Here is a 23,437-nt window from a genome sequence, read left to right as displayed (position 1 = left end):
AAGGGAGATCCTGGCGTTCGCCAGGATGACGAACGGGCAGGTCAATCCACCCGAGCCTTCGCGAGGATGACAGGAGAAGTCTCCTCCATCGCCACGAAATCCGGCACCTTCGCCACCCGCTCCAGCCATGCCGTCACCGACGGATATTCCGCCAGGCGGAACCCGCCATCCTCGGCCACATGGGTGTAGGCGTAGAGGGCGATGTCCGCGAGCGTGATCGTCTCGCCGACGAAGAACGGGCGGGTGGCGAGATGCTCGTCCATCAGCGCGAGCGCCGCCTCGCCGGCCGCTCGCCTCGCGGGGAACTGGACTCGCTGTGCCTCGCTCAGCGAATCCTCGCCGACAAAGGCGATCCAGAAGCGCAGGGTCGCGACATTGGGCTCGTGATTATATTGCTCGAAGAACATCCAGCGCAGCATGTCCGCCCGCGCGAACCGCTCCTGCGGGATGAGCGGCGAGCCGTCGGCGAGGTAGAAGCAGGCGGCATTGCTCTCCGGCAGGAAGCGCTCGCCGACCTGGAGCACGGGGATCCGGCCATTGGCGTTCACCTCCGACAAGAATGCGTCGGTGCGGGTCTCGCCCTTGCGGATGTCGTAGCTCCGCCGCTCGAGTGGCAGCCCCAGCAGCGCCGCGGTCAGGCGGATCTTGTAGCAATTGCCCGAAACCGGATCCTCGTGAAGCACCAGCCTGTCCATAGTCCCTCCTCGCTGTCGCTGCTGGGCTAGCCGGCATCCGCCCCGAGCGCGACTGGGACCTCCTTATGGAGCAATCAGCCGGGCTTATAAGGCGAGAGCGATTGCTAGTCGGATGGGATCATCCGACGACTCGGAAATCGCGACATATCAAGCCCCTGGACCGGATGATTTGATGCGATCAGATCATCCGGTCCAGGTCTCCGATCGTCAGCACGATCTTGCCGACATGGTCGCCCGATTCCATGAGCCGGTGGGCCTGTGCCGCCTCGGCGAGCGGGAAGGTCGCGTGGATGACCGGCTTCACCCGTCCCTCCGCGACCAGCGGCCAGACTTCGCGGGCGATCTCGTCGGCGAGCAGCGACTTGAACTCGGCGGAGCGCGGCCGCAGCAGCGAACCGGTCAGGACCAGCCGCTTCGCCATCACCCGGCCGAGCTCGAGCTCGGCGGTGGCGCCGCGCTGCACGGCGATCGAGACGTGCCGCCCCTCCTCGGCGAGGCAGCGAAGGTTGCGCGGGAGATAGTCGCCGCCGACCATGTCGAGCACGATGTCGACCCCGCGCCCGTCGGTCAGCGCCGCCACCGCTTCGACGAAGTCGCCGTCACGATAGTTGATCGCCGCGTCGGCGCCGAGCGCACGCGCCCGCTCGCATTTTGCCTCGCTGCCGCAGGTGACGAGGATGCGGATTCCGAATTCGCGGCACAGCGCGATCGCCATCGTACCGATGCCGCTGGTTCCGCCATGGACGAGGACCGTCTCGCCGTCGCGGGCATAGCCCCGCTGGAAGAGATTGCTCCAGACGGTGAACAGGGTCTCGGGCATCGCCGCCCCCTCCACCGGCGTCAGCGCCTCCGGCACCGGCAGGCACTGCGCTGCCGGGGCGAGCGCATATTCCGCATAGCCGCCTCCGGCGATCAGTGCGCAGACCGTCTGCCCCTGGCGGAAGCGGTCCACGCCGCCGCCCAGGGAGACGATCCGCCCCGCCACTTCGAGGCCGGGGATGGAAGGCGCGCCGGGCGGCGGCGGATAGAGGCCGCGCCGCTGCAGGATGTCGGGCCGGTTGATGCCGGCCGCCGCGACTCGGATCAGCACCTCGCCGGGCCCCGGCTCCGGCACCGGCCGATCCACCACGCGCAGCACCTCGGCGCCGCCCGGCGCTTCCGGGTCGATCGCCTGCATCTGCCGCGGAATCTCGGTCATCTTCCCCCCTCGCCGGTGACGGCACGACGCGCCTCGATACCGGCGCCGGCGGGTCGTCGGCAACATCGGGCGCGCAGGAATTCTTGAAGCGCCGACCGGCAGTTGACAAGCCGGTGGCGGAGAGGGACCATCCCGGCCATGGACCTCGACGAGCTCTTTCCCGACAAGCCCGACGATCCGCTGACCCTGCTCGCCCGGCAGGACCTCGATCCTTTCTCGGTGGAGGAGCTCGAGGCGAGGATCCTCCTCCTCGAAGCCGAGGTCGCGCGGGTTAAGTTGAAATTGCAGAACGCGGTTAACTTCCGGGCAAGTGCGGACGAGCTATTCAGGAAGTGAGAGACTCCGCTTCGGCTCGTGAGACGCGGCGCAGTCCCTTCCGGGGAACCTGTCGCCTCGCCAGGTTTTCCCCAACTGTTTCGGGCGAACGCTTGATGAAGGCGGGTAGAAGTCCGACATTGGAGGCAAGTGGCCCGTGAACTTGGTCATGGGCCCGCAGGAGTAGCCAATGCCCTCTTTTGCCCGCGAGCTCGAGCAGACGCTCCACAACGCCCTCGCCGAGGCGAGCGGCCGCAGGCACGAATATGCGACCCTCGAGCATCTCCTCCTCGCCCTCACCGAGGACGTCCACGCCAGTCGCGTCATGGAAGCGTGCGGCGTCAATCTCGGCGAGCTGAAGGAGCAGGTCCGCCACTATCTCGACAATGAGCTCGAGGCGCTCAAGGTCGAAGGCGAGACCGATCCGTCGCCGACCAGCGGCTTCCAGCGCGTCGTCCAGCGCGCCATCCTCCACGTCCAGTCTTCCGGCCGCGACGAGGTGACCGGTGCGAACGTGCTCGTCGCGCTCTTCTCCGAGCGCGAGAGCTACGCCGTCTATTTCCTCCAGCAGCAGGACATGAGCCGCCTCGACGCCGTCACCTATATCAGCCACGGCGTCGGCAAGGGCGAGGCGATTACCCAGCAGCCCGAGGCGAAGGGGGCCGAGGAGACCAAGCAGGAGGACGGCAAGAAGAAGCCCGAATCCGCGCTGAAGCAGTTCACCGTCAACCTCAACGACAAGGCCAAGGAAGGCCGGGTCGATCCGCTGATCGGCCGTGGTCCCGAGGTCGACCGCACGGTGCAGATCCTCTGCCGCCGCTCGAAGAACAATCCGCTCTATGTGGGCGATCCCGGCGTCGGCAAGACCGCGATCGCGGAAGGCCTGGCGCGCAAGATCGTCGAGGGCGACGTGCCCGACGTGCTCAAGCCGGCGGTGATCTACTCGCTCGACATGGGCGCCTTGCTCGCCGGTACCCGCTATCGCGGCGATTTCGAGGAAAGGCTGAAGGCGGTCGTATCGGAGCTCGAGAAGCTGCCCGACGCGATCCTGTTCATCGACGAGATCCACACCGTGATCGGCGCCGGCGCCACCTCCGGCGGCGCGATGGATGCGTCCAATCTCCTCAAGCCGGCCTTGTCGAGCGGCGCGATCCGCTGCATCGGCTCGACCACCTACAAGGAGTTCCGCAACCATTTCGAGAAGGACCGCGCGCTGCTGCGCCGGTTCCAGAAGATCGACATCAACGAGCCGACGGTCGAGGACACGATCAAGATCCTCGCCGGCCTTCGCTCCGCCTTCGAGGAGCATCACGGCGTCAAGTACACGCCCGATGCGATCAAGTCGGCGGTCGAGCTCTCGGCCCGCTACATCACCGACCGCAAGCTGCCCGACAAGGCGATCGACGTGATCGACGAGGTTGGCGCGATGCAGATGCTGGTGGTGCCGTCCAAGCGCAAGAAGACGATCACCACCAAGGAGATCGAGACGGTCATCTCGACCATCGCCCGGATCCCGCCGAAGAGCGTTTCGAGCGACGACAAGAAGGCGCTCGAGCATCTCGACCGCGATCTGAAGCGGGTCGTGTTCGGCCAGGACAAGGCGATCGAGGTGTTGTCCTCGGCGATCAAGCTGAGCCGCGCCGGCCTTCGGGATCCCGACAAGCCGATCGGCAACTATCTCTTCTCGGGCCCGACCGGCGTCGGCAAGACCGAGGTGGCGCGTCAGCTCGCCTCGATCATGGGCATCCCGCTGCAGCGCTTCGACATGTCCGAATATATGGAACGCCACTCGGTCAGCCGGCTGATCGGCGCGCCCCCGGGCTATGTCGGCTACGATCAGGGCGGCCTGCTCACCGACGCCGTCGATCAGCATCCGCACAGCGTGCTGCTGCTCGACGAGATCGAGAAGGCCCATCCGGACCTGTTCAACATCCTGCTGCAGATCATGGATAACGGACGGCTGACCGATCATCACGGCAAGACGGTCGACTTCCGCAACGTCATCCTGATCATGACCACCAATGCCGGCGCCGCCGACATGGCGTCGGAAGGCATCGGCTTCGGCAACGTCTCCAAGGAGGATGCCGGCGACGAGGCGGTCAAGAAGATGTTCACGCCGGAATTCCGCAACCGGCTCGATGCGATCGTGCCGTTCGGCTATCTGCCGCCGGAAGTCGTCGCGCGGGTGGTGGACAAGTTCATCCTCCAGCTCGAGCTGCAGCTGGCGGACCGCAACGTCCACATCGAGCTCGACGAAGGCGCCCGCGCCTGGCTCACCGAGCGCGGCTATGACAAGCTCTACGGCGCCCGGCCGATGGGCCGGCTGGTCCAGGAGAAGATCAAGCAGCCGCTCGCCGAGGAACTGCTCTTCGGCAAGCTCGTCCATGGCGGCGAGGTGAAGGTCCGGATCAAGGACAATGCGCCGAACTTCGAGATCATTCCGGCCCCGCCCAAGGCCGGAAAGAGGAAGAAGGCGGCCAAGGCCAAGCCGGCCGACCAGCCGGAACAGCAGGCCTAGCGACTCCGAAGGCCCTCCCCTGACGGGGAGGGCCTTTTCGTATCGGGGGAGGTTCGATGAGCCGCGGACGAAGGTTGGCCATCCTATCCGCCGCCGCCGCGGCCCTGCTCCTCGTCGCCGCCATCGCCCTTTTCCAGATCAGCAAGGCGCGCTGCTTCACCCTAACCGGCGAGATCGTCTGCCGGGTGGAGACCGATGAGCCGGTCGTCGCCCTCACCTTCGACGACGGCCCAACTCCCGAAGGGGTCGAGCTCACGCTCTCCCACCTCCGCCGCGAGGGCGTGAAGGCGACCTTCTTCCTGATCGGCTCCCAGATCGAGCAGGCGCCGGAGCTGGTCGGACGCCTCGCCGTCAAAGGCCACGAGCTCGGCAATCACAGCTACAGCCACGTCCGGATGGTGGGGCGCTCCTTCGCCTTCTACGACAAGGAAATCGGGCGCACCGAGGCGCTTCTGCGGGGGATGGGCGCACCGCCATCGGGCCTGTTCCGGCCGCCTTACGGCAAGAAGCTGGTCGGGTTGCCCCGCGCCGTCGCCGCGAGAGGCCTGCGCATGGTGATGATCGATGTCGAGGAGCCGATCGACGCCGCCTCCCCGCGCGAATATGCCGATCGGATGGTGCGCGAGGCGCGGCCGGGCTCGATCCTGCTCATGCACGTCATGTATCGCGGCAATGGCCTCGCCCGCGAGGCGCTGCCGCTGGTCCTTTCCGGCCTTCGGGAACGTGGCCTCCGCGTGGTGACCGTGGGCGAGCTGCTGCGCCGGCAGCGCTGAACCCGCTCAGTCGGGAAAGGCGGCCTCGAACGCGCGCAGGCCAGGAGGGGTGAAGCGAAGGACGCGGCCCTCGCCGCGTCGAAGCCAGCCCTGGACCAGCATCCGGTCGAGAAGGGCCGCTCCGAGTGCGCCGGCCAGGTGCATGCGGCGCTCGCTCCAGTCGAGGCAAAGGCGGCAGAGCGGCCGGCGCGCGCGGCCGAGGGCGGCGAGGTCGATGCCGAGCGCGCCGAGATGGGCACGGCCGGCTTCGGTCGGCCCGACCCGTTCCCCGCTCTGCGCAACGAGGCCGCGCCGGCTGAGGCTCTCCAGCAGCCGGACGCCCTTCTCGCCGGCGAGATGGTCGTAGCAGATCCGCGCCTCCCGAAGCGCGGCGTCCCGCGGGCCGCCGCGGCTGGGCATGGCGCCTGTCCGCTGCGCCAGGCTCATCAGCGTCTCCAGCGCATCGGCGACGTCGGCGGCGGAGAGCGTGAAATAGCGGTGGCGCCCCTGCTGGCGGACCTCGACCAACGAAGCGTCGACCAGCCGGGACAGGTGCCCGCTCGCGGTTGCCGGCGCTACGCCGGCAATCTCGCCGAGCTCGCGCGCCGTGCGGGCGCGTCCGTCCATCAGCGCCGACAGCATGTTCGCGCGGGCGGGATCGCCGATCACGGCGGCGACGGAGGCGATGAGCGGGCCTGCGGACATGCTTCGGTCATAACCGAAACGTGGCTGACTGCCCAGCGGCTAATGTCCGCCCGGAAAGGAGACGGAGATGATCACCTGCTTCATCCGCTACGAGATCGAGCCGCACCGGCGCGAGGCCTTCGAACATTATGCGCGCGTCTGGGCCGAGGCGATCCCGCGCTGCGGTGCCGACCTGATCGGCTATTTCGCGCCGCATGAGGGCAGCGCCACCATCGCCTACGGCCTCTATTCGATCGAGAGCCTCGCCGCATACGAGCGGTATCGCGAGCGTTTGCGCGACGACCCGCTCGGCCGGGAGAATTTTTCCTTCGCCACGCGGGAGAAGTTCATTCGAAGCGAGGACCGCCTGTTCCTGAAACGCGTCCCCGCCTCCGCTCCGACGACGCGGCAGGCGGGCTCGTGATCGCCGTCCTGTTCGAGGTGCGGCCCCGCGATGGCGGACGCGACGACTATCTGCGCATCGCAGCCGCGCTCAAGGCGGAGCTCGGGGCGATCGATGGCTTCGTCTCGGTCGAGCGCTTCCAGTCGCTCGCCGATCCTGGAAAGCTTCTCTCCCTGTCCTTCTTTCGCGATGAGGCGGCCGTCGCGGCCTGGCGCGGCTGCCCCGCCCATCGCGCAGCCCAGGCGGCTGGCCGGGCGGGCCTGTTCGCCGGCTATCGGCTGCGGATCGCCGCGATCGTGCGCGATTACGGCCTCGAGGACAGGTCGGAGGCACCCGCGGACAGCCGCCTGGTCCACGGCTGAGCCACGCCGGCGGCGGACCGTGGCCCGATCGAGCCTGTTCCCGCTTTGTTTCGTCCAGCCGATGCGCTATGACGCCCGGCGAAACAGAGGAGAGTCGCCATGACCGGAGCCCTGACCTTCTACACCAATCCCATGTCGCGCGGTCGCATCGCCCGCTGGATGCTCGAGGAGGTTGGCGAGCCGTACGAGACGGTGGTGCTCGATTATGGGACGACGATGAAGGCGGACGATTACCTCGCGATAAATCCGATGGGGAAGGTGCCGGCGATCCGGCATGGCGGCGTCGTCGTCACCGAGGGCGCGGCGATCTGCGCCTATCTCGCCGACATGTTTCCCGATCGGGGCCTCGCGCCGCCGCCCGGCAACCAGCAGCGCGGGCCTTATTATCGCTGGCTGTTCTTCGCCGCTGGCCCACTCGAGGCGGCCGTGACCGCCAAGTCGATGGGCCTGCTCGCGCCGGCGGACAAGGCGGCCATGGCCGGCTACGGCACCTACGAAGCGACGATCGACGCGCTCGAGACGGCGCTGAAGCCCGGCCCCTATATCTGCGGCGACCAGTTCACCGCCGCCGATCTCTATGTCGGTGCTCATATCGGCTGGGGCATGCAGTTCGGCACCATCGAGAAACGGCCGGTCTTCGAGGACTATCATGCCCGCTTGGCCTCGCGCCCGGCCGCGATCCGCGGCAACGAGCTGGACGATGCGCTGATGCCGCAGCAGCCCCCGTCGCCGGCGCCGCAGACGGCCTAGCGGCATTGCGGACAGGGTGACCGCGCATCCCGAGCAGCCGGCTCGGCCCCTGCTCGGGATGGGCCGATCAGCGGGATTTCGCGGCTGGCGCTACGCCACCCCCTGCCCGTCCGGCACCGTGGTTGCCGGATCGGCGCTGCGCCGATAGCCCCAGTCCGTCGCCACCGCCCTGCCGGTGCGCCCGGCCTCGAGGATGGCCAGCATCAGGCGCACGTCCTGGAGTCCCTCCTCGCCATCGGCCACGACCGGGATGCCGTCGCTGATCGAGGCGCAGAAATGGTCGATCTCGCGGGCGAACTGGTCGATCGGCGACCATTGGATCACGCGGTCCTGGCCGCCTGCGCGGATGCGCAGGCGCTGGGCGTGATATTCTATCGCCGGATCGAAGGTCATGATGCCGCCGGTGCCGATGACCTGGATGCTGTTGCTGAAGGCGTAGGAATAGCTGGTCGAGCCGTTGAACAGGACGCCGCTCGGGAAACGCATCTGCCACGCGACGACGTCCTCGACCTCGGCGAAGCGCGCGTCCCCGGGCTTGGCGAAGAGCTGGGCGCGCACTTCGACCGGCTCCTCGTTCAACAGGAAGCGGGCGCCGTTGAGCGCATAGATGCCGATGTCGAACAACGACCCGGAACCGGCCAGCTCGCGGTCCAGCCGCCATTGATCGGAGGGATCGGTCGGATCGGCGGCTCGCCCGATATCCGCCGACACCACCTTGATCTCGCCGAGCTCACCGCGGCGGAGCATGCGCATCGCGGTAAGATTGTGCGGCTCGAACTGGCAGCGATAGGCGGTCATCAGCTTGCGGCCGGCGGTACGTGCCGCCGCGATCATCGCCTCGCAGTCGGCGACGTTGGTCGCCAGCGGCTTCTCGCACAGCACGTGCTTGCCGGCGCGGAAGGCACGCTCGGCAAACTCGCGGTGGAGACCGTTGGGCAGCACGATGTAGACCGCGTCGATCCGCGGGTCCCCGGCGATGCGGTCGAAATCCTCGTAGCCGTAGAGGGCGTCCTCCGGCACGCCATAACGGGCGCCGACCCGGCGCGCCTTGTCGCGGTCTCCACTCACCAGCGCCGCAAGGCGCGCGCGCCGGGTGACGCCGAAGGCGTCGACGATCTCGCTCAGCGCCAGCTTGCCGAGCCCGACCACCGCAAAGCCCAGCCGACGATCGTCGGGCAGGGGTTCGGCAGGCAGATCGCGGGGCCGTGGCCGGCCCACGGCCCGGTTCGGAACCTCCGGCACCGCCTGTGCGATCGCTGCCCCGCCGGCGAGCAGGGAGGCGCCTGCAGCGCCGACGAAGGTGCGGCGCGTGACGCTCGCCGAATCTTCCCTCTTCTCCCCCATGGCCCGGCCCCTCCTCTCGTCCCGACCATAACCGGACTCCCCTTCGAAGCAATCAGAGGCTAGGATTTGACCGCCTGAGCGGTCTCCGGTCGGATGGAAGCGTCCCGACGACTCGATATCGCGGCAACAAATGTCCGGCGCGGGCGCTCCGAATATTTTCGGAGCGGAGCCGCTCCGGAGACAGGGGGCCGCCATGCCCGACGTTCGAGCCGCCGCGATCGCGCTCTACGATCGTTTCACCCACGAAGGGCTGGATCGGCGCCGGTTCATGCGCCGGCTCACCCGGATCGCCGGAGGCGCGGCCGCGGCCAACCTGATCCTGGCTGACATCGCCTGCCGTGCTTCCGAGGCCGTCGCCGCTACCGACGATCCGCGCCTGCGCGCCCAGGTCCTGGAATGGGAGGTCGCACCGGGCCGGCGCTATCGCGGCTACAACGCCGCCCCTGCTGCCGCGGATGCCGAGTTGCCCGTCGTCCTGGTCGTACACGAGAATCGCGGCCTCAACGACCATATCCGCGACGTCGCGCGCCGCCTCGCTCTGGCCGGCTATTCCGCGGTCGCGCCCGACTTTCTCAGCCTTGTCGGAGGCACGCCGGCGGACGAGGATCAGGCCCGCACGATGATCGGAGCGCTCGACCTGGAACGGACGGTCGCCGATGCCGCCGCCATGGTCCGCTACTTGAGCTCCCCCGCGAGCGGCGCCCGCCGCGTCGGCGCGATCGGCTTCTGCTGGGGTGGCGGGCTCGTCAATCGACTCGCCGTCGCCGCCGGGCCTTCGCTCGCCGCCGCGGTTCCCTTCTACGGGCCGGCGCCCGATCCTTCGGAAGCGGCTCGCGTCCAGTCACCGATGCTGATCATTCTCGCCGGCCGGGACGAACGCGTGAATCGTTCGGCGCTGCCGTGGGGGGAAGCGCTCCGCGCGGCCGGCAAGGACGCGGCGACCATCACCTATCCCGACGTCGATCACGCTTTCCACAACGACACGTCGGCCATGCGCTACGATCGCGCCGCGGCCGGGCAGGCCTGGGCTGCCACGCTGGAATTCCTGGGCCGCCATCTCGGCAGCCCGGCAGACTGAGGGAGGCGGCGATGGAAAGGGCGCGAAGGATCACCCTTGGCCTCAGCATCGCGGCGACGGCGACCATCCTCGGCGCGGCCGCGATCACCGGCAACGGGGCCGTCTATCTGCTCGGCAGCCTCGGCGCGATCAGCACCCTGGTGACCTGGCGGGGCGTGCGCCCGGAATGAGGAAGGCTCCATGGAAAAGGCCCGGCGTCGCCGCCGGGCCTCCCATGATTTTTCGCTTTCGAAAGGGCGGCTATTCGCGGCTGCCCATGAACTGGAGCAGGAAGGTGAACATGTTCACGAAGTCCAGGTAGAGCGACAGGGCGCCGAGGATCGCCGTCTTGCCCATCATGTCCGTGCCCGCCACGTGGAAGTAGAGGCTCTTGATCCGCTGGGTGTCGTAGGCGGTGAGGCCGGCGAACAGCAGGACGCCGATGAAGCTGATCGCATAATGCATCGCCGGCGACTGCAGGAACAGGTTGATGATCATCGCAACCAGCAGCCCGACGACGCCCATGATCAGGAATGTCCCGAGGCCGGACAGGTCGCGCTTCGTCGTATAGCCGTAGAGGCTGAGCGACAGAAAGGCGACGGACGTGGCGAAGAAGGTCTGCGCGATCGAGGCCCCGGTGAACACCAGGAAGATCGACGACAGCGACAGTCCCATCACGGTGGCGAAGAGCCAGTAGAGGACCTGCATCGTCCCGGTCGACATTCGGTTCACGCCGAAGCTGATCGCGAAGACGAAGCCCAGCGGCGCGAACATGATGAGATACTTGAGCAGGCCCGGGCCCATCAGGATCTGGGCCGCCATGCCGCTGCTCGCGAAAAGCAAGGCGACGATGCCGGTCCACAGCACGCCCGACGCCATGTAATTGTAGACCGACAGCATGTAGGACCGAAGGCCGGCGTCGACCGCGACATCGGTACGGCCGGCCGTCGCCGTCGGATTCACACCGCCGCCGATCCGGGGGTCAGACCAATTGGCCATCTCTCTCATCTCCTCTTTGCGGCACGAAGGCCGGATGGGCCCAATATCGTGAGAATGGGCCTGTCTTTCAAGCGAAACCGGACGCGGGCGCGGAACATGATTCTCGGCACTTATTCTGCTAGCGCGCCGCCATGCACCGGCTCTTCGTGGCCATCCGACCCCCGGCCCCCGTCCGGAAGCTTCTCCTCGCCGCGATGGGCGGGATCAGCGGCGCGCGCTGGCAGACCGAAGACCAGCTTCATCTGACGCTGCGTTTCGTCGGCGACGTCGACCGTCATCGGGGCGGCGACGTTGTCGCCGCCTTGGGGTCGATCCACCATCCCCGCTTCGACATCGCGATCGACGGACTGGGCACGTTCGGCCGCCGCGGGCGGCCCGAAACGGTCTGGGCCGGCGTCGCGCCGTCGGTGCCGTTGCGGACGCTCCACAACAAGGTCGACCAGGCGATGGTCCGGATCGGCCTGCCGCCGGAATCGCGCGCCTATTCGCCCCACGTCACCCTGGCGCGGCTCAAGCGGACTTCCGGTTCGATCCGCGGCCTCGTCGAAGGCGCCGGCGGCCTCGCCAGCCCACCCTTCACCGTCGCCCATTTCTCGCTTTTCGAAAGCCAGCTGACGCTCGAAGGCGCGGTCTATTCGGTGGTCGAGCGTTATGCGCTCGACTGAACCGTCGTGCCCGCCGCGGCGGGGCTCAGGCGTCGAGCGCGCCGAGCAGGCGGTCGGTCAGCTTCGCATAGCCGTCGCCGAACAGGCGAAGATGAACCAGAGCCGGGAACAGCTGGTAGACCGGCCGCCTGGCCGGCCAGTCGGGCTCGAGCGGACCATAAGCTTCCCAGAAGCTGTCCGGAGGCGCGTCGAACAAGGTCAGCATGGCGAGGTCGACCTCGGCGTCGCCATGATAGCAGGCGGGATCCAGGAAGGCGGCAAGGGTGCCCTCGCGAACGATGATGTTGCCCGACCACAGATCGCCATGCAGCAGTGATGGCGGCGGGCGCTGCGGCAGCGATCGGTCCAGCCCGGAGACGACGCGGCCGACCCGCTCCCGCCAGGGCCGATCCAGCATCGCGGCGACCGCGGCGAGCCGCTGCTCCCCCCAGAAGCCCGGCCAGTCGGACCGTGGGCGGTTGTCCAGCTGGACCGTGCCGAGCGCATAATTGACGGGCCATCCGTAATCGTCGCCGCGGACTGCGTGCAGCCGCGCCAGCTGTTCGCCCATATCGGCCCAGGCCCGCGGGGTGAACAGCCCGTCGCCCGCGACATGCTCGAGCAGCAGGACGCCCGAATGTTCGCCTTCGACCGTCGGCACGCGCGCGCCGGCGTCGCGCAGCGCCCGCAGCATCGAGGCTTCGGTGCCGACGGCCGGCCCGCCTTTGGCGACGCTGAGATGTCCATCCGGGCGGCGTATCAGCAGCACCTCGGAGAGATCGCCGCCGGCCAGGCGCTCCAGCCCCGCCTCTTCCGACAGGCCGAGCAGATCGGCGACGCGTCCGGCGAAGGCGGTCAACGGCCCTCGCTCAGGCGGCGTGCAAGCCCGGCAGCGCCGGCCGTGACGTCGGCCCAGCTGGCATCGAAGTGGCTGTCGTCGCCATGATAGGGATCGGCCACGGCTTCCCCCTCGCGCCCCGGCACATGGTCGAGGAGCAGCGACAGTCGCGCCCGGGCGCCGGCGGGCCGCATCGCCTCGAGTCCGGCGAAATTCTCCCGGTCCAGCGCGACGATATGATCGAAGCGGTGGAAATCCTCTCCCGTCACCTGCCGAGCCCGCAGATGCGAGATGTCGACGCCGTTGCGCCCGGCCACGGCCCGAGCCCGGGGATCGGGCGGATGGCCGACATGCCAGTCGCCGGTGCCGGCGGAATCGACCTCGATGTCGAGACCGCGGCGCTCGGCTTCGGCGCGCAGCGCCGCTTCGGCCAGCGGCGAGCGGCAGATGTTGCCGAGGCAGACGAAGAGAATCGCGATCGTCATCTTTGTCCTGTTGCTACCGGCCGCTCCTCTGCTAGCCAGAGGGAAACAGAAGCACAATGAGAGGGTGTATGGCAGAGGTCGCCGTCGAACCCGCACCGGCGGCGGCTAGGCCACGCATCGGTGCCTACGCCTGGTACGCGCTGTTCGTCCTCGTCCTCGTCTACATCATCAACTTCATCGATCGGCAGATCCTGTCGATCCTGGTCGGGGACATCAAGCGCGACCTCGGCGTCTCCGACGCCCAGATCGGCTTCCTCTACGGCACCGCCTTCGCCGTCTTCTACGCTCTGTTCGGAATCCCGCTCGGGCGCCTCGCCGACAGCTGGTATCGCGGCCGACTGATGGCGATGGGACTGGCCCTTTGGTCGTCGATGACGGCCCTGTCGGGCTTCGCCAACAGCTTCGGCGTCCTCGCCGCGGCCCGGATCGGTGTCGGCATCGGCGAAGCGAGCGCCTCCCCGGCCGCCTATTCGATGATCTCGGACCATTTCCCGAAGGAGCGGCGGGCCACCGCTTTGTCCATTTACTCGAGCGGCCTCTATGTCGGCGGCGCGATCAGCCTGCCGATCGGCGGCTTCGTGGTCAGCCGTTGGACCGCCGCCTATCCGGATCCGGCGGCGGCGCCGCTCGGACTTGCCGGCTGGCAGGCCGCCTTCCTCGCGGTCGGCCTGCCCGGCCTGCTGCTGGCCCTGTGGGTACTGACCTTGCGCGAGCCGCAGCGCGGCGCGTCGGACGGCCTCCCCCAGCCGGTGGTGCGGCCGAATGCCTGGCGCGACTTCGGCCGCGAGCTCGCCGCGATCCTGCCGCCGCTGACCCTGTTCAACGTCGCCAGGATCCCCGGGGCGCTGAAGGTGAACTTGGTCGCACTTCTGCTCGTCGTCGCCGTCGCCTGCGGTCTCGCTTTGCTCACCGGGGATTGGCCGCAATGGGCGGCCTACGGCCTTGGCGTCTATGCCGTCTTCTCCTGGGTGCAGTCGCTGAGGCACCGCGACGCTCCCGCCTATCGGCTGATCTGGGGCTCGCCGGTCGTCGTCCTGCTCGCCGTCGCCTTCGGCAGCATTTCCTTCGTCACTTATGCCTCCAGCTTCTGGATCCCGCCTTATGTCGAGCAGCGCTTCTACGGCAGCGCGCTCGAGCCGGCTCGGTTCCTCTCGGGCATGACGGCCAAGGAGGAAATCGGGCTCATCCTCGGCTGGTCGGCGGCTTTTTCGGCGGCCGTAGGAGTCATAGTCGGCGGCTATCTTTCTGACCTGTGGCGCCAGCGCGACCCTCGCGGGCGGCTCTTCGTGAATATGCTCTCCGTCGTCCTGCCGATCCCGCTCATGGCGTTCTTGCTGACGACCGACAGCCTCGCTGCCTTCTATTGGATCAATCCCGTGGCCCACATGCTCGCCTCGGCCTGGGTGGGCGCCGCGGTGGCGACCCTGCAGGACCTCGTTCTGCCGCGGATGCGCGCGACGGCCGGGGCGACCTACATATTGGGCACCACGATGGTCGGTCTCGCGCTCGGCCCTTATTTTGCAGGGAAGATGTCGGTGCTGACCGGAAGTCTCGCGACCGGTATCGCCGCCCTTTACCTGATGCCGCCACTCACCCTGGTCGGCCTGTGGATCGGCAGTCGTCATGTGGGGGAGCTCGAGGCGACCCGCGTCGAGCGGGCGCGCGCCGCCGGCGAGCCGATCTGACCGGCCGCAGGATCGCGCTCAGCTCATTCGAAGACGCCGCAGGCGATCCTGGCGCCGCTATTCCCGCTCGGATCGGTACGATAATCGTCCGGACCGGCATGGACGACGATGGCGGCGCCGTCGCCGTCGAACAACGGCGCCGGACCACCGCGCAGGCTGGCGGCCGCAAGGCTGTATTCGAGCGTGCCGGCGCCATCGGTCCCGACCTGCAGGTTCGGCAAGTCGCCATGATGGGGGCCTTGCGGATTCTGGCTGCCATGCTGGCGGCCGGTCGGATTCCAGTGCGGACCCGCGCTTTCGAAGCCGGGAGGATCGCAGCGGCCGACGGCGTGGACGTGAGCGCCGAAGGTTCCGGCCGGAAGGCCGGCCGCGACCAGCCGGATCCGGACGCGGTCACCCGACGACGTCGCCGTCGCCGAAGCCACGACGTTGCCGGCCGCATTGCGCAGATCCGCGCGGGCCTCGCCCGCCATCGGAGCCGATCCGGTCGACCCGTCCGTCGCACAGGCGGCAAGACTCAGCAGCGTCAGACCGGCCAAGAGGCTTCTCGACATGGGCAGACTTCCTTCCGTCAGGAGGCACTTGTCTCGAGCGCGCGGGTTGCGGGCTCGACCGGAACCGCTGCGGGCTGCGCCGGCTTGCCGACGCCATGCCAGGCGAGACCGGCTGCCTTGACGTCCTCCGGAGGATAGACGTTGCGCAGATCGACGAGCACAGGGGTGGCCATGCTGGCCGCGAGGCGCTTCAGGTCAAGAGCGCGAAGCACGTCCCATTCGGTGACGAGCACGACCGCGTCGGCACCCCGCGCCGCAGCATAAGGATCGGTGTGCAGCTCGACATTGGGCATGAGCGGACGCGCCTGCTCCGTCCCTTCGGGGTCGTAGCCGCGCACCGTCACGCCGGCATCTTCCAGCGCCTGCACGATGCGCAGCGACGGCGCGTCGCGCATGTCGTCGGTGTTCGGCTTGAAGGTCAGGCCCAGCAGGGCCACCGTCTTGCCGCGAGCCTCGTCCCCGAGCGCCCTGATGACCTTGCGTCCCATCGCCCGCTTGCGTGTCTCGTTGACCTGCACCACCGCCTCGACGATGCGCAGCGGCGCCTGGTGGTCCTCGGCCGTCTTGAGCAGGGCCAGTGTGTCCTTCGGAAAGCAGGAGCCGCCATAGCCCGGGCCGGCGTGAAGGAATTTTGACCCGATCCGGCCGTCGAGGCCTATGCCGCGGGACACGTCCTGGACGTCGGCGCCGACCGCCTCGCACAGATCGGCAATCTCGTTGATGAAGGTGATCTTGGTCGCCAGGAACGCATTGGCCGCATATTTGATCAGTTCGGCCGTGCGCCGCGAGGTGAAGAGGAGCGGCGCCTTGTTGAGATAGAGCGGGCGATAGACCTCGCGCATCACTTCGACCGCCGGTTCCTGCTCCGCGCCGACGACGATCCGGTCGGGATGCTTGAAATCCTCGATGGCCGCGCCTTCGCGCAGGAATTCAGGATTGGAGACGACCCACGTCTTGACGTCGGGCGCAGCCTCACGGAGAATTCGCTCGACCTCGTCCCCGGTGCCGACGGGGACCGTGGACTTGGTGACGATCACGGCAGGACCCGTCAGCGATTCGGCGATCTCACGTGCGGCTGAGTGGACGTAGCTGAGGTCGGCGTGGCCGTCTCCCCGGCGGGACGGCGTTCCGACCGCGATGAAGATGGCATCGGCGCCGTCGACGGCTTCCGCCAGGTTGGTAGTGAAGCTCAGTCGCCCGCCTTCGACATTGCGCGCGACGAGGCGGTCCAGTCCCGGCTCGTAGATCGGCATCACCCCGCGCTGCAGCGCCTCGATCTTGGCCGAATCCTTGTCGACGCAGACCACTCGATGGCCGAAATCGGAAAAGCAGGCGCCTGAGACCAGCCCGACATAGCCGGTCCCGATGATAGCGATATTCATTGCGTCTCCTCGAAAGCTGGATCGGCGCCCCGTTAGCAAAGCGCCGATGGCGCGAACAGCGCGGAGTAGGCCCGGCGCGCACCGGCGCCAAACAAAAAGGAGCCGGCCCGAAGGCCGGCTCCCAATTTTGTCGCGAGTGCCCGCCGCCGTGGCGGCGGGACCCCTTCTTACCAGCCGGAGCCGGGACCGAAGGTGATTTCCACGCGCCGGTTCTGCGGCTCGCGGACACCGTCGGCGGTCTCGACCAGCGGCCGGCTCTCGCCGAACGCTTCCGTGGTCATGACGCCGTCCGGAACACCGCGGCCGGCCAGGTAGGACCGGGCCGAGTCGGCGCGGCGCTGGGACAGACCGACGTTGTAGTCGGCCGGACCCGAACGGTCGGCGTGGCCGGCAATGACGACGCGGGCCTGACCGCACTGCTGATACTGCGCAGCCGCGTTGTCGAGGATCGCCGCAGCCTGAGGCGTGACTTCCGACCGATCCCAGTCGAAGAACACGATGTACGGCCCAGGCGCACACACCGGCGGCGGAGGCGGCGGCGGAGGCGGCGGGGGCGGAGGCGGCGGGGCCGGCGGCGGAGGCGGCGGGGGCGGCGGCTCCGGAGCGCCGAAGTTGAAGGTGATGCCGCCGAGCAAGCTGTGCGACCGGAACCGCGATTCGGACTCGAAGCCGCGGAAGTCAACCGTGTTGACATTGTCGACGTTGAAGAAGCGATAGCGCAGCGTCACGTCGATATTGTCGGTGATCGCCTGGCGGACGCCGGCGACGATCTGCCATGCGAAGCGGGTGTCGGAATCGTCGACCACCGCGCCCTGGTTCTCGAACGCGCGAACGTTGTTGTAGTCGACACGGGCGACACCGACGCCACCGCCGACGAAGCCGGACACGCCGTCATCGTCGCCGAAGTCGAGCATGCCGTTGACCATGAAGCTGAGCGCGCTGGTGCGACCGCCGCCGGCTTCACGAATGGTGCCGAGGAAGGCAGCACCGGGTGCCGCATCGCCGGGAAGGCCGACAACGGTCTCGATGTCGTCGACGCGAGCCCGCTTGTAGGCGACTTCCGCCTCGAGACGGAACATGCCGAGATCGTATCCGACGAACAGAGCGCCATCGAAGCCGTAATCGTGGTTGAGCACGATCTGCGAGTCATCCTGGCTCGGCGTCGTCGGCGACAGGCCGTAGTCGAATCCGACATCTTCAACGATCATCGCACCGAAATCGCCGCCGACGTACCAGGCGCCATTGCGCGCAAGTGCCGGCGTGGCGAGCACGGTGGATGACAGCGCCACTACAATGGCGAGCTTCCGCATAATCTTCCCCTTTCTTCTGCGTCCCAAGCGGGAACGACGCGAACTCCTTACGGTAAGCGGAGTTTACGTGCAAGCACGCTTAGCCCCTGACCTGTTGCTGAAAAGCCGCAGTTCAGAGAGAACGTGGACGGCAGATTAGCAGGCTGGGCCAGAAACGACCGCACCTCCTCTTAGGTTGCACCGCAACAGCGAGCAAGCGCGATCAGCAGGGAACTGTTGCAATTTAGCCGCACATGACCCCCTCTCGCGCGCGCGTGCAGGCTAGTTTCTTGTGTAATTGCAAACGCTTGATCGCAAGCGATTCCGCCCGGGGCGGGACCCGTCAGCAGCGCGATCCTCTGCTGCGCCGCCGTAGGCCGGCGCGGCCGGCGCAGGAATTCGAGGCTGGCGGGGAGCGTCGCCGCCGGATGAAACCGCTTCCCTTTCGGCCAAAGCTGTCTCATTGTTTCTCTACAAAAACAGACGGATGAGGTGCCGACATGATTGCATCTGCGCTCGCTCTGATATTGGCCGCCTACGCAGGTCAGGCCTCCGACACGACCCGGGCCGCGCGCGAGGCCTTCACCGGCTGCCTTCGTGCCTATGTCGACCAGAGTCTCAACGGCCAATCCACCGCCGAGGCGTTCCAGACCGCCTTTCCGCAGCAATGTTCTGCGCAGGAAGCGGCGTTCCGGGAAGCCGTGATCCGCCGCGAGACGTCGATGCGCGCCAGCCGCGGCGATGCCGAACAGGCTGCCCGCGACGAGATCGAGGAGGCTCGGACGAACTTCCGCGAGCGCTTCGAGATGGCGATGCAGCCCGAAGGCTGACCCCGCGCTTCGCAATGCCCGGTCGTTCCGGCCGGCTGAGCCTCCGTCGCCGCGGCCGCCCACCGGCCCACGGCCTATTCCTTGCTCGCGCCGCCGGCATCGAGCGGCGGCAACCTGGCTCATCGTCCGTTCAGATGGGCGAGGTGTGTGACTGATATACCACAGCGACTGATTCTCTACCAGACCGGTCCACAAACCGCCGTGACAGGGGCGCGCGGCCCCCGCTAGGGGAGCGCCCGTCACAATCGTGTGAACAAAAGGAAGAAAAATGAAGAAGTTTGCTGCCATTCTTGTCGCCGGAGTCGCATTCGCCGGTCTCGCCACGCCAGCCTCCGCCGCCGCCGTCAGTGGCGCCCGCGTCGAGGCTCTGGTGGGCTGGGATCGCGCATCCGTCGATTTCGACGCGTTTGGTCTCGACGACGACGTGAACAGCGACGGCATCGTCTTCGGCATCGGCGCCGGCTATGATTTCGCGATCGGCCAAAGCGCCTCGATCGGGATCGACGTCGAAGCCACGGAATCGAGCGCCGACCTCGAGCTCGTCGACGGTGCCGACAGCGCCGAAATCTCCGTTGGCCGGGACCTCTATGCCGGCGGCCGCGTGACCTTCGCGGTTTCGCCGCGGACCAACATCTACCTCAAGGCCGGCTACACCAACGCTCGCATCAGCGCGCGCGTGACCGATTCCGGCGTGACGGAGCGTGATTCCGCCAATGGCGACGGCATTCGTGGCGGCATCGGCGCCCAGTTCGCCCTCGGCGGCAACGCCTATGTCGGCGGCGAGTATCGCTACTCCAACTACGAAGCCGACTTCTCGCGTCACCAGGCGGTGGCGACGCTCGGCTTCCGCTTCTGAGGCCTTCACGGTCGAAGGAGTCATGCCCCGGCCTTCGGGCCGGGGCATTTTTTTGCCTCAGCGGTCCTCCGCCGCCAGGTTCAGTCGATCCGCTGGACCTCGACGCTCTGCGATCGCAGATCGGCAAATCCGAAGCTCGTCATGAAGGCGATGTCGGTGGCGTCGCGCCCGACGCAGACCCGAACCACTCCGTCCAGATCGGCGAGGCGGCTGGGGTCGACGAGCTGCCAGTCCCCGCCGAGCCAGACCTCCACCAGCGCGTGAAAGTCCGGCGGATCCACGCCCCAGCCATAAGCGGAGACCAGCCGCGCCGGAATACCGGCGGCACGGGCGAAGGCGGCGAGGAGATGGGCGTAATCGCGGCAGACGCCGCAGCGCGAGACGAAGGTATCGACCGCGGTCGTGGTCGAATCGCTGGCCCCCGGCTGGTAGACGAGTTTGCCGTGAATCCATTCGGCCATCGCGGCGACGGCGCCGCCGCCCTCGAGGCCGCCAAACTCGCCGGCGACGAACCCCTCGAACCGATCAGATTCGCAATAGCGGCTCGGCCAGAGATAGGGGATCGCCTCCGCCGGCAGCTGGCGCCGCGCCACCGCCGGGAGCCCCTCCAGTGCCGGGCGGGCGCGCAAGATCTCGACCTCGGCGCCGTAGACGGCGAGAAACCGGCCCTCGGCCAGCATCCAGGTCCGCCGGCCCACGCCGTCGCCGCCGGCGATCGGCCGGAGCGGCCCGACCCCATCGACGGTCAGCAGATCCTCGACCAGCCGCTGGTCGGGCAGCTGGGCCGCCTCGATCGCCAGCAGCACATCGGCGGGGGCCGCGAAATGATAGTCCAGCCTCGCATCGATCCTGAGGCGCATTTTCTTCCTCCGCTCAGATCAGGGCGATCAGGGCGAAGCCGCCGACAAGCGCCGCGAGGAAGGCCCAGCCGATCAGGGTCAGGCGCTGCTCGATGAAAGCCTGCATCGGCGCTCCGTAGCGCTTCAACAGCCAGGCGACGGCGAAGAAGCGCGCGCCGCGGGCGAGCGCCGCGAGGATGACGAACAGGAAGAAGTTGAACTGAAAGAAGCCGCTGGCGATCGTGACGAGCTTGAACGGGATCGGAGTGACGCCTGCAACCAGGATCACTATGTCGCCCCATTCGTCGTACAGGGCTTTGAGGTCCTCCATGCGGGACCCCAAATGGTAGACGTCGATCACCCACTGGCCGACCGTGTCGAACAGGAAATAGCCGATCGCATAGCCGAAGATGGCTCCGGCCACCGAAGCGACGGTGCAGACCGTGGCGATCATATAGGCCCGATCCCGGCGCGCCAGCACCATCGGGACGAGCATCACGTCCGGCGGTATCGGAAAGAAGCTGCTCTCGCAGAAGGAGACGACAGCCAGAGATCGGGTCGCGTGGCGATGCCCCGCCAGCCGCAGCGTCCAGTCGTAAAGCGCACGAAACATTGAAAGGCCCCAACAGCTCGCCTGCGGCCATAGCGGGGCCTCGAGGGGCGGACCAGATGCTTTGCGCGCCGGGTCCGATCGGCTTGGTCACCGCCGCGGCTCGAGGTAGCGCGGTCCCGCGCCCTCCGCTGCGGCGCGGTCGGCCGGATTGCGCAGGGGACAGGCCTCGACCGAAAGGCAGCCACAGCCGATGCAGCCGTCGAGATTGTCGCGCAGCTTCTCCAGCTGGCCGATCCGCCGGTCGAGATCGGCACGCCAGTCGGCCGCGATGCGGGCCCAGTCGGCCTTGCCCGGCGTGCGATCGCCGGGCAGGGCCGCCAGCCGCGCCTTGATCTCGGCGAGGCTGATGCCGAGCTGCTGGGAGACCTTGATGATGGCGATCCGCCGCAGCGTGGCCCGCTCGTAACGCCGCTGATTGCCCGAGGATCGCCAACCCGAGATCAGTCCCTTGCGCTCGTAGAAATGGAGCGTCGAGACCGCCACGCCGCTGCGCCGGGCAACCTCGCCCACCGAAAGCGACACGACCGGCTTGCCCGTCGACCCGAAAATCATGGCTTGACCTCAACTTTGGTTGAGGTCGCATAGACGAAGCGCCCCGCCTTTCCAAGCCGGAGACGAGCCTTGAACGAGCCGCTGTTCGACCAGATTGGAACCGATCGCTGTCCCCGCCGCCGCTTCTGGACCGGCATGCCGCCCTCGGCGGAGGATGCGACGGAGGGCCCTCCAGAGCGCGGGCGCCAATCCGTCCTGGCCAGGCCGGGCATTGCGTCCTGGCTGCCGGGATTTGGGAGCCGTCGCCGTCCGAGGCCAGCCGGCTGAGCGGCCGGTCAGGCGTGCCGGCGTCGCCGCCGGGCGCCGCGGCGAGCAGCGTTGCGCAATCCTCGCAGCAGCTTGCGCTGCGCCAGGGGCTCGATCGGCTCCGACGCGCTTTCCGGGTCCGCCACCTCGCTCCGCGCCAGCGCCTTCGACGCCTCGGAATAATCGGACGGATCGAATGGGACGAGGCTGCGCCCCTCCCCGCGCAGCCGCTCGATCGCGGCAATGATCGACCCGGTCTGCGCCTCCGCGCGCATGAGCTCGTCCGCGGTTACGCCGAGATGCTCGGCGATCAGGTCCCTGCGAACGGCCGCAATCGCCTCCGCCGGCGCATCGCCGATCACCAGGTCGCACTCGCTGTCGAGGCCCATCGATCGATTGTTGAGGTTGGCGGAACCGACCCGGATCAGGCGGTCGTCGACAACCATGATCTTCGCGTGGACGTAGATGTCTCGCCGGCCCTCGGTGACCGGCGTGTAGATCCGGAAGCGCCCTTCATGGTCGGCCTCGCGCACGGCCTTGAGCAGATCGGCACGGGCGGCGCCCATCACGGCCTCCTCCAGCCAGCCATCGGCACTGCATGGGTTGATGACGACGAACTCCGGCGGCTCCGGTTCGGCCAGTCTGGCCGCGATCGCCTCGGTGACGGCGCGGGAGGCGAAATATTGCGACTCGATGTAGACGAAGCGGCGCGCGGCGTGGATCATGTCGATGAACAGCGCCTCGATCTCGCGAACCTCCTCGACCTCGTCCGTCTCGCCGCACGTGCGGGCGATTCCGATATGAACGTCGCGGAACTGCGCCTCCAGGTCGTCCGGCCACGGATGGGTCTGGGCGTCCGGCGCGGAAAGCCGCTGGCCCGCGGCCAGTTGCCAGCGCCGACGGCCCAGTTCGCCCAAGGCCTTGGCCGCATCTCCGTCCACCGCCATGGTCGCGTCGTGCCACGGTCCGTAATGCCGCCCCGTGGTCGGCCGCTTGCGTCCCGGCTCGTCGTCGCGGTGCGCGCGCGTGTCCCAGCGCGATCCGGTCATGTCGATTCCGCCGGCGCAGGCGAAGCGGTCGTCGATGACGAGAATCTTGTGATGATGGCAGCCCTCGAGCGGGTGCTTGCCGTCGAGCTTGAAGTGGATGTTGCGCTTGAGCAGCTTCCACTCGGCGAGGCGCAGCAGCGTGGTTCCTCGGCCGAGGAAGCTGTACATCTTGCCGTCCCACGCGAGAATATGGATTGAGAGGTAGGGCCGCTTGCTCGCCAGCCAGGACAGCAGGGGGCCGAGATGGATCGGTGCGCCGACACCCTCGTCCTTGTCGACGAGCTGAAGGCGCGTGTCGAAATCCCAGCCGATGAGCAGGATCTGCGACCGCGCCCGCAGCATCGCTGCGCGGGCGAGGCGAAAATAATCGGCGGCATCGACGATCAGGGCCGCACGGTCCGTCCGTTCGATCCGCCAGCAATTGCGGGGCGGGCTCAGGACCGGCAGCCCGGTCTCGCCCTCATGAGAGGCATCCGACACGCCCGCTGAACCCCTCAA

Annotated in this window: 26 protein-coding genes; 12 read left to right on the top strand and 14 right to left on the bottom strand. The window is 67.9% G+C overall.

The window, feature by feature from the left end; translation table 11 throughout:
• Positions 1–41: 41 nt before the first annotated feature.
• Together DDE10_RS09715 and DDE10_RS09710 are read right to left on the bottom strand one after the other, a co-directional pair.
• Entirely contained in the window at positions 42–695 is a 654-nt protein-coding gene (locus DDE10_RS09715) for a glutathione S-transferase family protein (RefSeq protein WP_114952560.1), read from the bottom strand.
• A gap of 178 nt (positions 696–873) precedes the next feature.
• Complete coding sequence (locus DDE10_RS09710) at positions 874–1,893, bottom strand: NAD(P)H-quinone oxidoreductase (protein ID WP_114952559.1); 1,020 nt, start codon at positions 1,891–1,893, stop codon at positions 874–876.
• Between the two features lie 138 nt (positions 1,894–2,031).
• On the opposite strand from DDE10_RS09710, the gene DDE10_RS09705 reads away from it, so the two are divergent.
• The 3 genes from DDE10_RS09705 (at position 2,032) to DDE10_RS09695 (ending at position 5,499) form a co-directional block, all read left to right on the top strand.
• Positions 2,032–2,229, top strand: coding sequence for a DUF1192 domain-containing protein (locus tag DDE10_RS09705; protein WP_114952558.1), 198 nt, complete (start codon positions 2,032–2,034; stop codon positions 2,227–2,229).
• 169 nt (positions 2,230–2,398) lie between these two features.
• Complete coding sequence (gene clpA, locus DDE10_RS09700; RefSeq protein WP_114952557.1) at positions 2,399–4,726, top strand: ATP-dependent Clp protease ATP-binding subunit ClpA; 2,328 nt, start codon at positions 2,399–2,401, stop codon at positions 4,724–4,726.
• A gap of 56 nt (positions 4,727–4,782) precedes the next feature.
• Positions 4,783–5,499, top strand: a complete 717-nt coding sequence (locus DDE10_RS09695) for a polysaccharide deacetylase family protein (protein WP_114952556.1) — start codon at positions 4,783–4,785, stop codon at positions 5,497–5,499.
• Positions 5,500–5,505: 6 nt separating this feature from the next.
• On the opposite strand, the gene DDE10_RS09690 is transcribed toward DDE10_RS09695, so the two are convergent.
• On the bottom strand, positions 5,506–6,183 hold the full coding sequence (locus DDE10_RS09690) for an ArsR/SmtB family transcription factor (protein WP_114952555.1): 678 nt from the start codon (positions 6,181–6,183) through the stop codon (positions 5,506–5,508).
• Positions 6,184–6,250: 67 nt separating this feature from the next.
• Between DDE10_RS09690 and DDE10_RS09685 the strand changes: the two genes are divergently transcribed.
• From DDE10_RS09685 to DDE10_RS09675, 3 genes are all read left to right on the top strand, one after another.
• Positions 6,251–6,586: an NIPSNAP family protein gene (locus tag DDE10_RS09685; protein ID WP_114952554.1), complete on the top strand. Its 336-nt coding sequence runs from the start codon at positions 6,251–6,253 to the stop codon at positions 6,584–6,586.
• On the top strand, positions 6,583–6,927 hold the full coding sequence (locus tag DDE10_RS09680; protein ID WP_114952553.1) for an antibiotic biosynthesis monooxygenase family protein: 345 nt from the start codon (positions 6,583–6,585) through the stop codon (positions 6,925–6,927). The genes DDE10_RS09685 and DDE10_RS09680 overlap by 4 nt, the downstream gene beginning before the upstream one ends.
• A 99-nt stretch (positions 6,928–7,026) precedes the next feature.
• Positions 7,027–7,677 carry a glutathione S-transferase family protein gene (locus DDE10_RS09675; protein ID WP_114952552.1) on the top strand — a complete coding sequence of 217 codons (651 nt, stop codon included), beginning with the start codon at positions 7,027–7,029 and terminating at the stop codon, positions 7,675–7,677.
• Positions 7,678–7,767: 90 nt separating this feature from the next.
• Here the strand turns inward: DDE10_RS09675 and DDE10_RS09670 are convergent, their stop codons facing one another.
• Positions 7,768–9,021: a Gfo/Idh/MocA family protein gene (locus tag DDE10_RS09670; RefSeq protein ID WP_162806523.1), complete on the bottom strand. Its 1,254-nt coding sequence runs from the start codon at positions 9,019–9,021 to the stop codon at positions 7,768–7,770.
• 193 nt (positions 9,022–9,214) lie between these two features.
• Between DDE10_RS09670 and DDE10_RS09665 the strand changes: the two genes are divergently transcribed.
• Both DDE10_RS09665 and DDE10_RS23435 read left to right on the top strand, forming a co-directional pair.
• The gene (locus tag DDE10_RS09665; RefSeq protein ID WP_114952550.1) at positions 9,215–10,099 is read left to right on the top strand and encodes a dienelactone hydrolase family protein; all 885 of its coding nucleotides are present in this window, start codon (positions 9,215–9,217) and stop codon (positions 10,097–10,099) included.
• 11 nt (positions 10,100–10,110) lie between these two features.
• Positions 10,111–10,269, top strand: a complete 159-nt coding sequence (locus DDE10_RS23435) for a hypothetical protein (protein WP_162806522.1) — start codon at positions 10,111–10,113, stop codon at positions 10,267–10,269.
• A 70-nt stretch (positions 10,270–10,339) separates the two neighbouring features.
• Here DDE10_RS23435 and DDE10_RS09660 read toward each other — a convergent pair whose 3' ends face one another.
• Positions 10,340–11,077 carry a Bax inhibitor-1/YccA family protein gene (locus DDE10_RS09660; RefSeq protein ID WP_114952549.1) on the bottom strand — a complete coding sequence of 246 codons (738 nt, stop codon included), beginning with the start codon at positions 11,075–11,077 and terminating at the stop codon, positions 10,340–10,342.
• A 131-nt stretch (positions 11,078–11,208) separates the two neighbouring features.
• Here DDE10_RS09660 and thpR point away from each other — a divergent pair, with 131 nt between their 5' ends.
• The gene (gene thpR, locus DDE10_RS09655) at positions 11,209–11,742 is read left to right on the top strand and encodes an RNA 2',3'-cyclic phosphodiesterase (RefSeq protein ID WP_114952548.1); all 534 of its coding nucleotides are present in this window, start codon (positions 11,209–11,211) and stop codon (positions 11,740–11,742) included.
• Between the two features lie 25 nt (positions 11,743–11,767).
• On the opposite strand, the gene DDE10_RS09650 is transcribed toward thpR, so the two are convergent.
• Both DDE10_RS09650 and DDE10_RS09645 read right to left on the bottom strand, forming a co-directional pair.
• Complete coding sequence (locus DDE10_RS09650) at positions 11,768–12,580, bottom strand: fructosamine kinase family protein (RefSeq protein ID WP_114952547.1); 813 nt, start codon at positions 12,578–12,580, stop codon at positions 11,768–11,770.
• Entirely contained in the window at positions 12,577–13,044 is a 468-nt protein-coding gene (locus tag DDE10_RS09645; protein WP_114952546.1) for a low molecular weight protein-tyrosine-phosphatase, read from the bottom strand. Before DDE10_RS09645 ends, DDE10_RS09650 begins: the two co-directional genes overlap by 4 nt.
• 68 nt (positions 13,045–13,112) lie before the next feature.
• Between DDE10_RS09645 and DDE10_RS09640 the strand changes: the two genes are divergently transcribed.
• Positions 13,113–14,729 (top strand): spinster family MFS transporter, encoded by a 1,617-nt coding sequence (locus tag DDE10_RS09640; protein WP_284734554.1) that lies wholly within the window; start codon positions 13,113–13,115, stop codon positions 14,727–14,729.
• 23 nt (positions 14,730–14,752) lie between these two features.
• Here the strand turns inward: DDE10_RS09640 and DDE10_RS09635 are convergent, their stop codons facing one another.
• From DDE10_RS09635 to DDE10_RS09625, 3 genes are all read right to left on the bottom strand, one after another.
• Positions 14,753–15,283 (bottom strand): superoxide dismutase family protein, encoded by a 531-nt coding sequence (locus DDE10_RS09635; RefSeq protein WP_114952544.1) that lies wholly within the window; start codon positions 15,281–15,283, stop codon positions 14,753–14,755.
• A 17-nt stretch (positions 15,284–15,300) separates the two neighbouring features.
• Positions 15,301–16,665, bottom strand: a complete 1,365-nt coding sequence (locus tag DDE10_RS09630; protein ID WP_114952543.1) for a UDP-glucose dehydrogenase family protein — start codon at positions 16,663–16,665, stop codon at positions 15,301–15,303.
• Between the two features lie 167 nt (positions 16,666–16,832).
• Positions 16,833–17,975: an OmpA family protein gene (locus tag DDE10_RS09625; RefSeq protein WP_114952542.1), complete on the bottom strand. Its 1,143-nt coding sequence runs from the start codon at positions 17,973–17,975 to the stop codon at positions 16,833–16,835.
• Between the two features lie 479 nt (positions 17,976–18,454).
• Here DDE10_RS09625 and DDE10_RS09620 point away from each other — a divergent pair, with 479 nt between their 5' ends.
• Positions 18,455–18,784, top strand: a complete 330-nt coding sequence (locus DDE10_RS09620) for a hypothetical protein (protein ID WP_114952541.1) — start codon at positions 18,455–18,457, stop codon at positions 18,782–18,784.
• Between the two features lie 268 nt (positions 18,785–19,052).
• Positions 19,053–19,640, top strand: a complete 588-nt coding sequence (locus DDE10_RS09615; RefSeq protein ID WP_114952540.1) for an outer membrane protein — start codon at positions 19,053–19,055, stop codon at positions 19,638–19,640.
• An 80-nt stretch (positions 19,641–19,720) separates the two neighbouring features.
• Here the strand turns inward: DDE10_RS09615 and DDE10_RS09610 are convergent, their stop codons facing one another.
• From DDE10_RS09610 to DDE10_RS09595, 4 genes are all read right to left on the bottom strand, one after another.
• Positions 19,721–20,500 (bottom strand): transglutaminase-like domain-containing protein, encoded by a 780-nt coding sequence (locus tag DDE10_RS09610; protein ID WP_114952539.1) that lies wholly within the window; start codon positions 20,498–20,500, stop codon positions 19,721–19,723.
• A 13-nt stretch (positions 20,501–20,513) separates the two neighbouring features.
• Entirely contained in the window at positions 20,514–21,092 is a 579-nt protein-coding gene (locus DDE10_RS09605) for a YqaA family protein (protein ID WP_114952538.1), read from the bottom strand.
• An 87-nt stretch (positions 21,093–21,179) separates the two neighbouring features.
• Positions 21,180–21,644: a redox-sensitive transcriptional activator SoxR gene (soxR, locus tag DDE10_RS09600; protein WP_114952537.1), complete on the bottom strand. Its 465-nt coding sequence runs from the start codon at positions 21,642–21,644 to the stop codon at positions 21,180–21,182.
• A gap of 275 nt (positions 21,645–21,919) precedes the next feature.
• Positions 21,920–23,419, bottom strand: coding sequence for a phospholipase D-like domain-containing protein (locus DDE10_RS09595; RefSeq protein WP_284734553.1), 1,500 nt, complete (start codon positions 23,417–23,419; stop codon positions 21,920–21,922).
• Positions 23,420–23,437 lie beyond the last annotated feature (18 nt).

Source organism: Sphingosinicella terrae, assembly GCF_003347635.1.
Classification (GTDB): Bacteria; Pseudomonadota; Alphaproteobacteria; order Sphingomonadales; family Sphingomonadaceae; genus Allosphingosinicella; species Allosphingosinicella terrae.
This window is presented reverse-complemented; position numbering and strand designations above follow the sequence as displayed.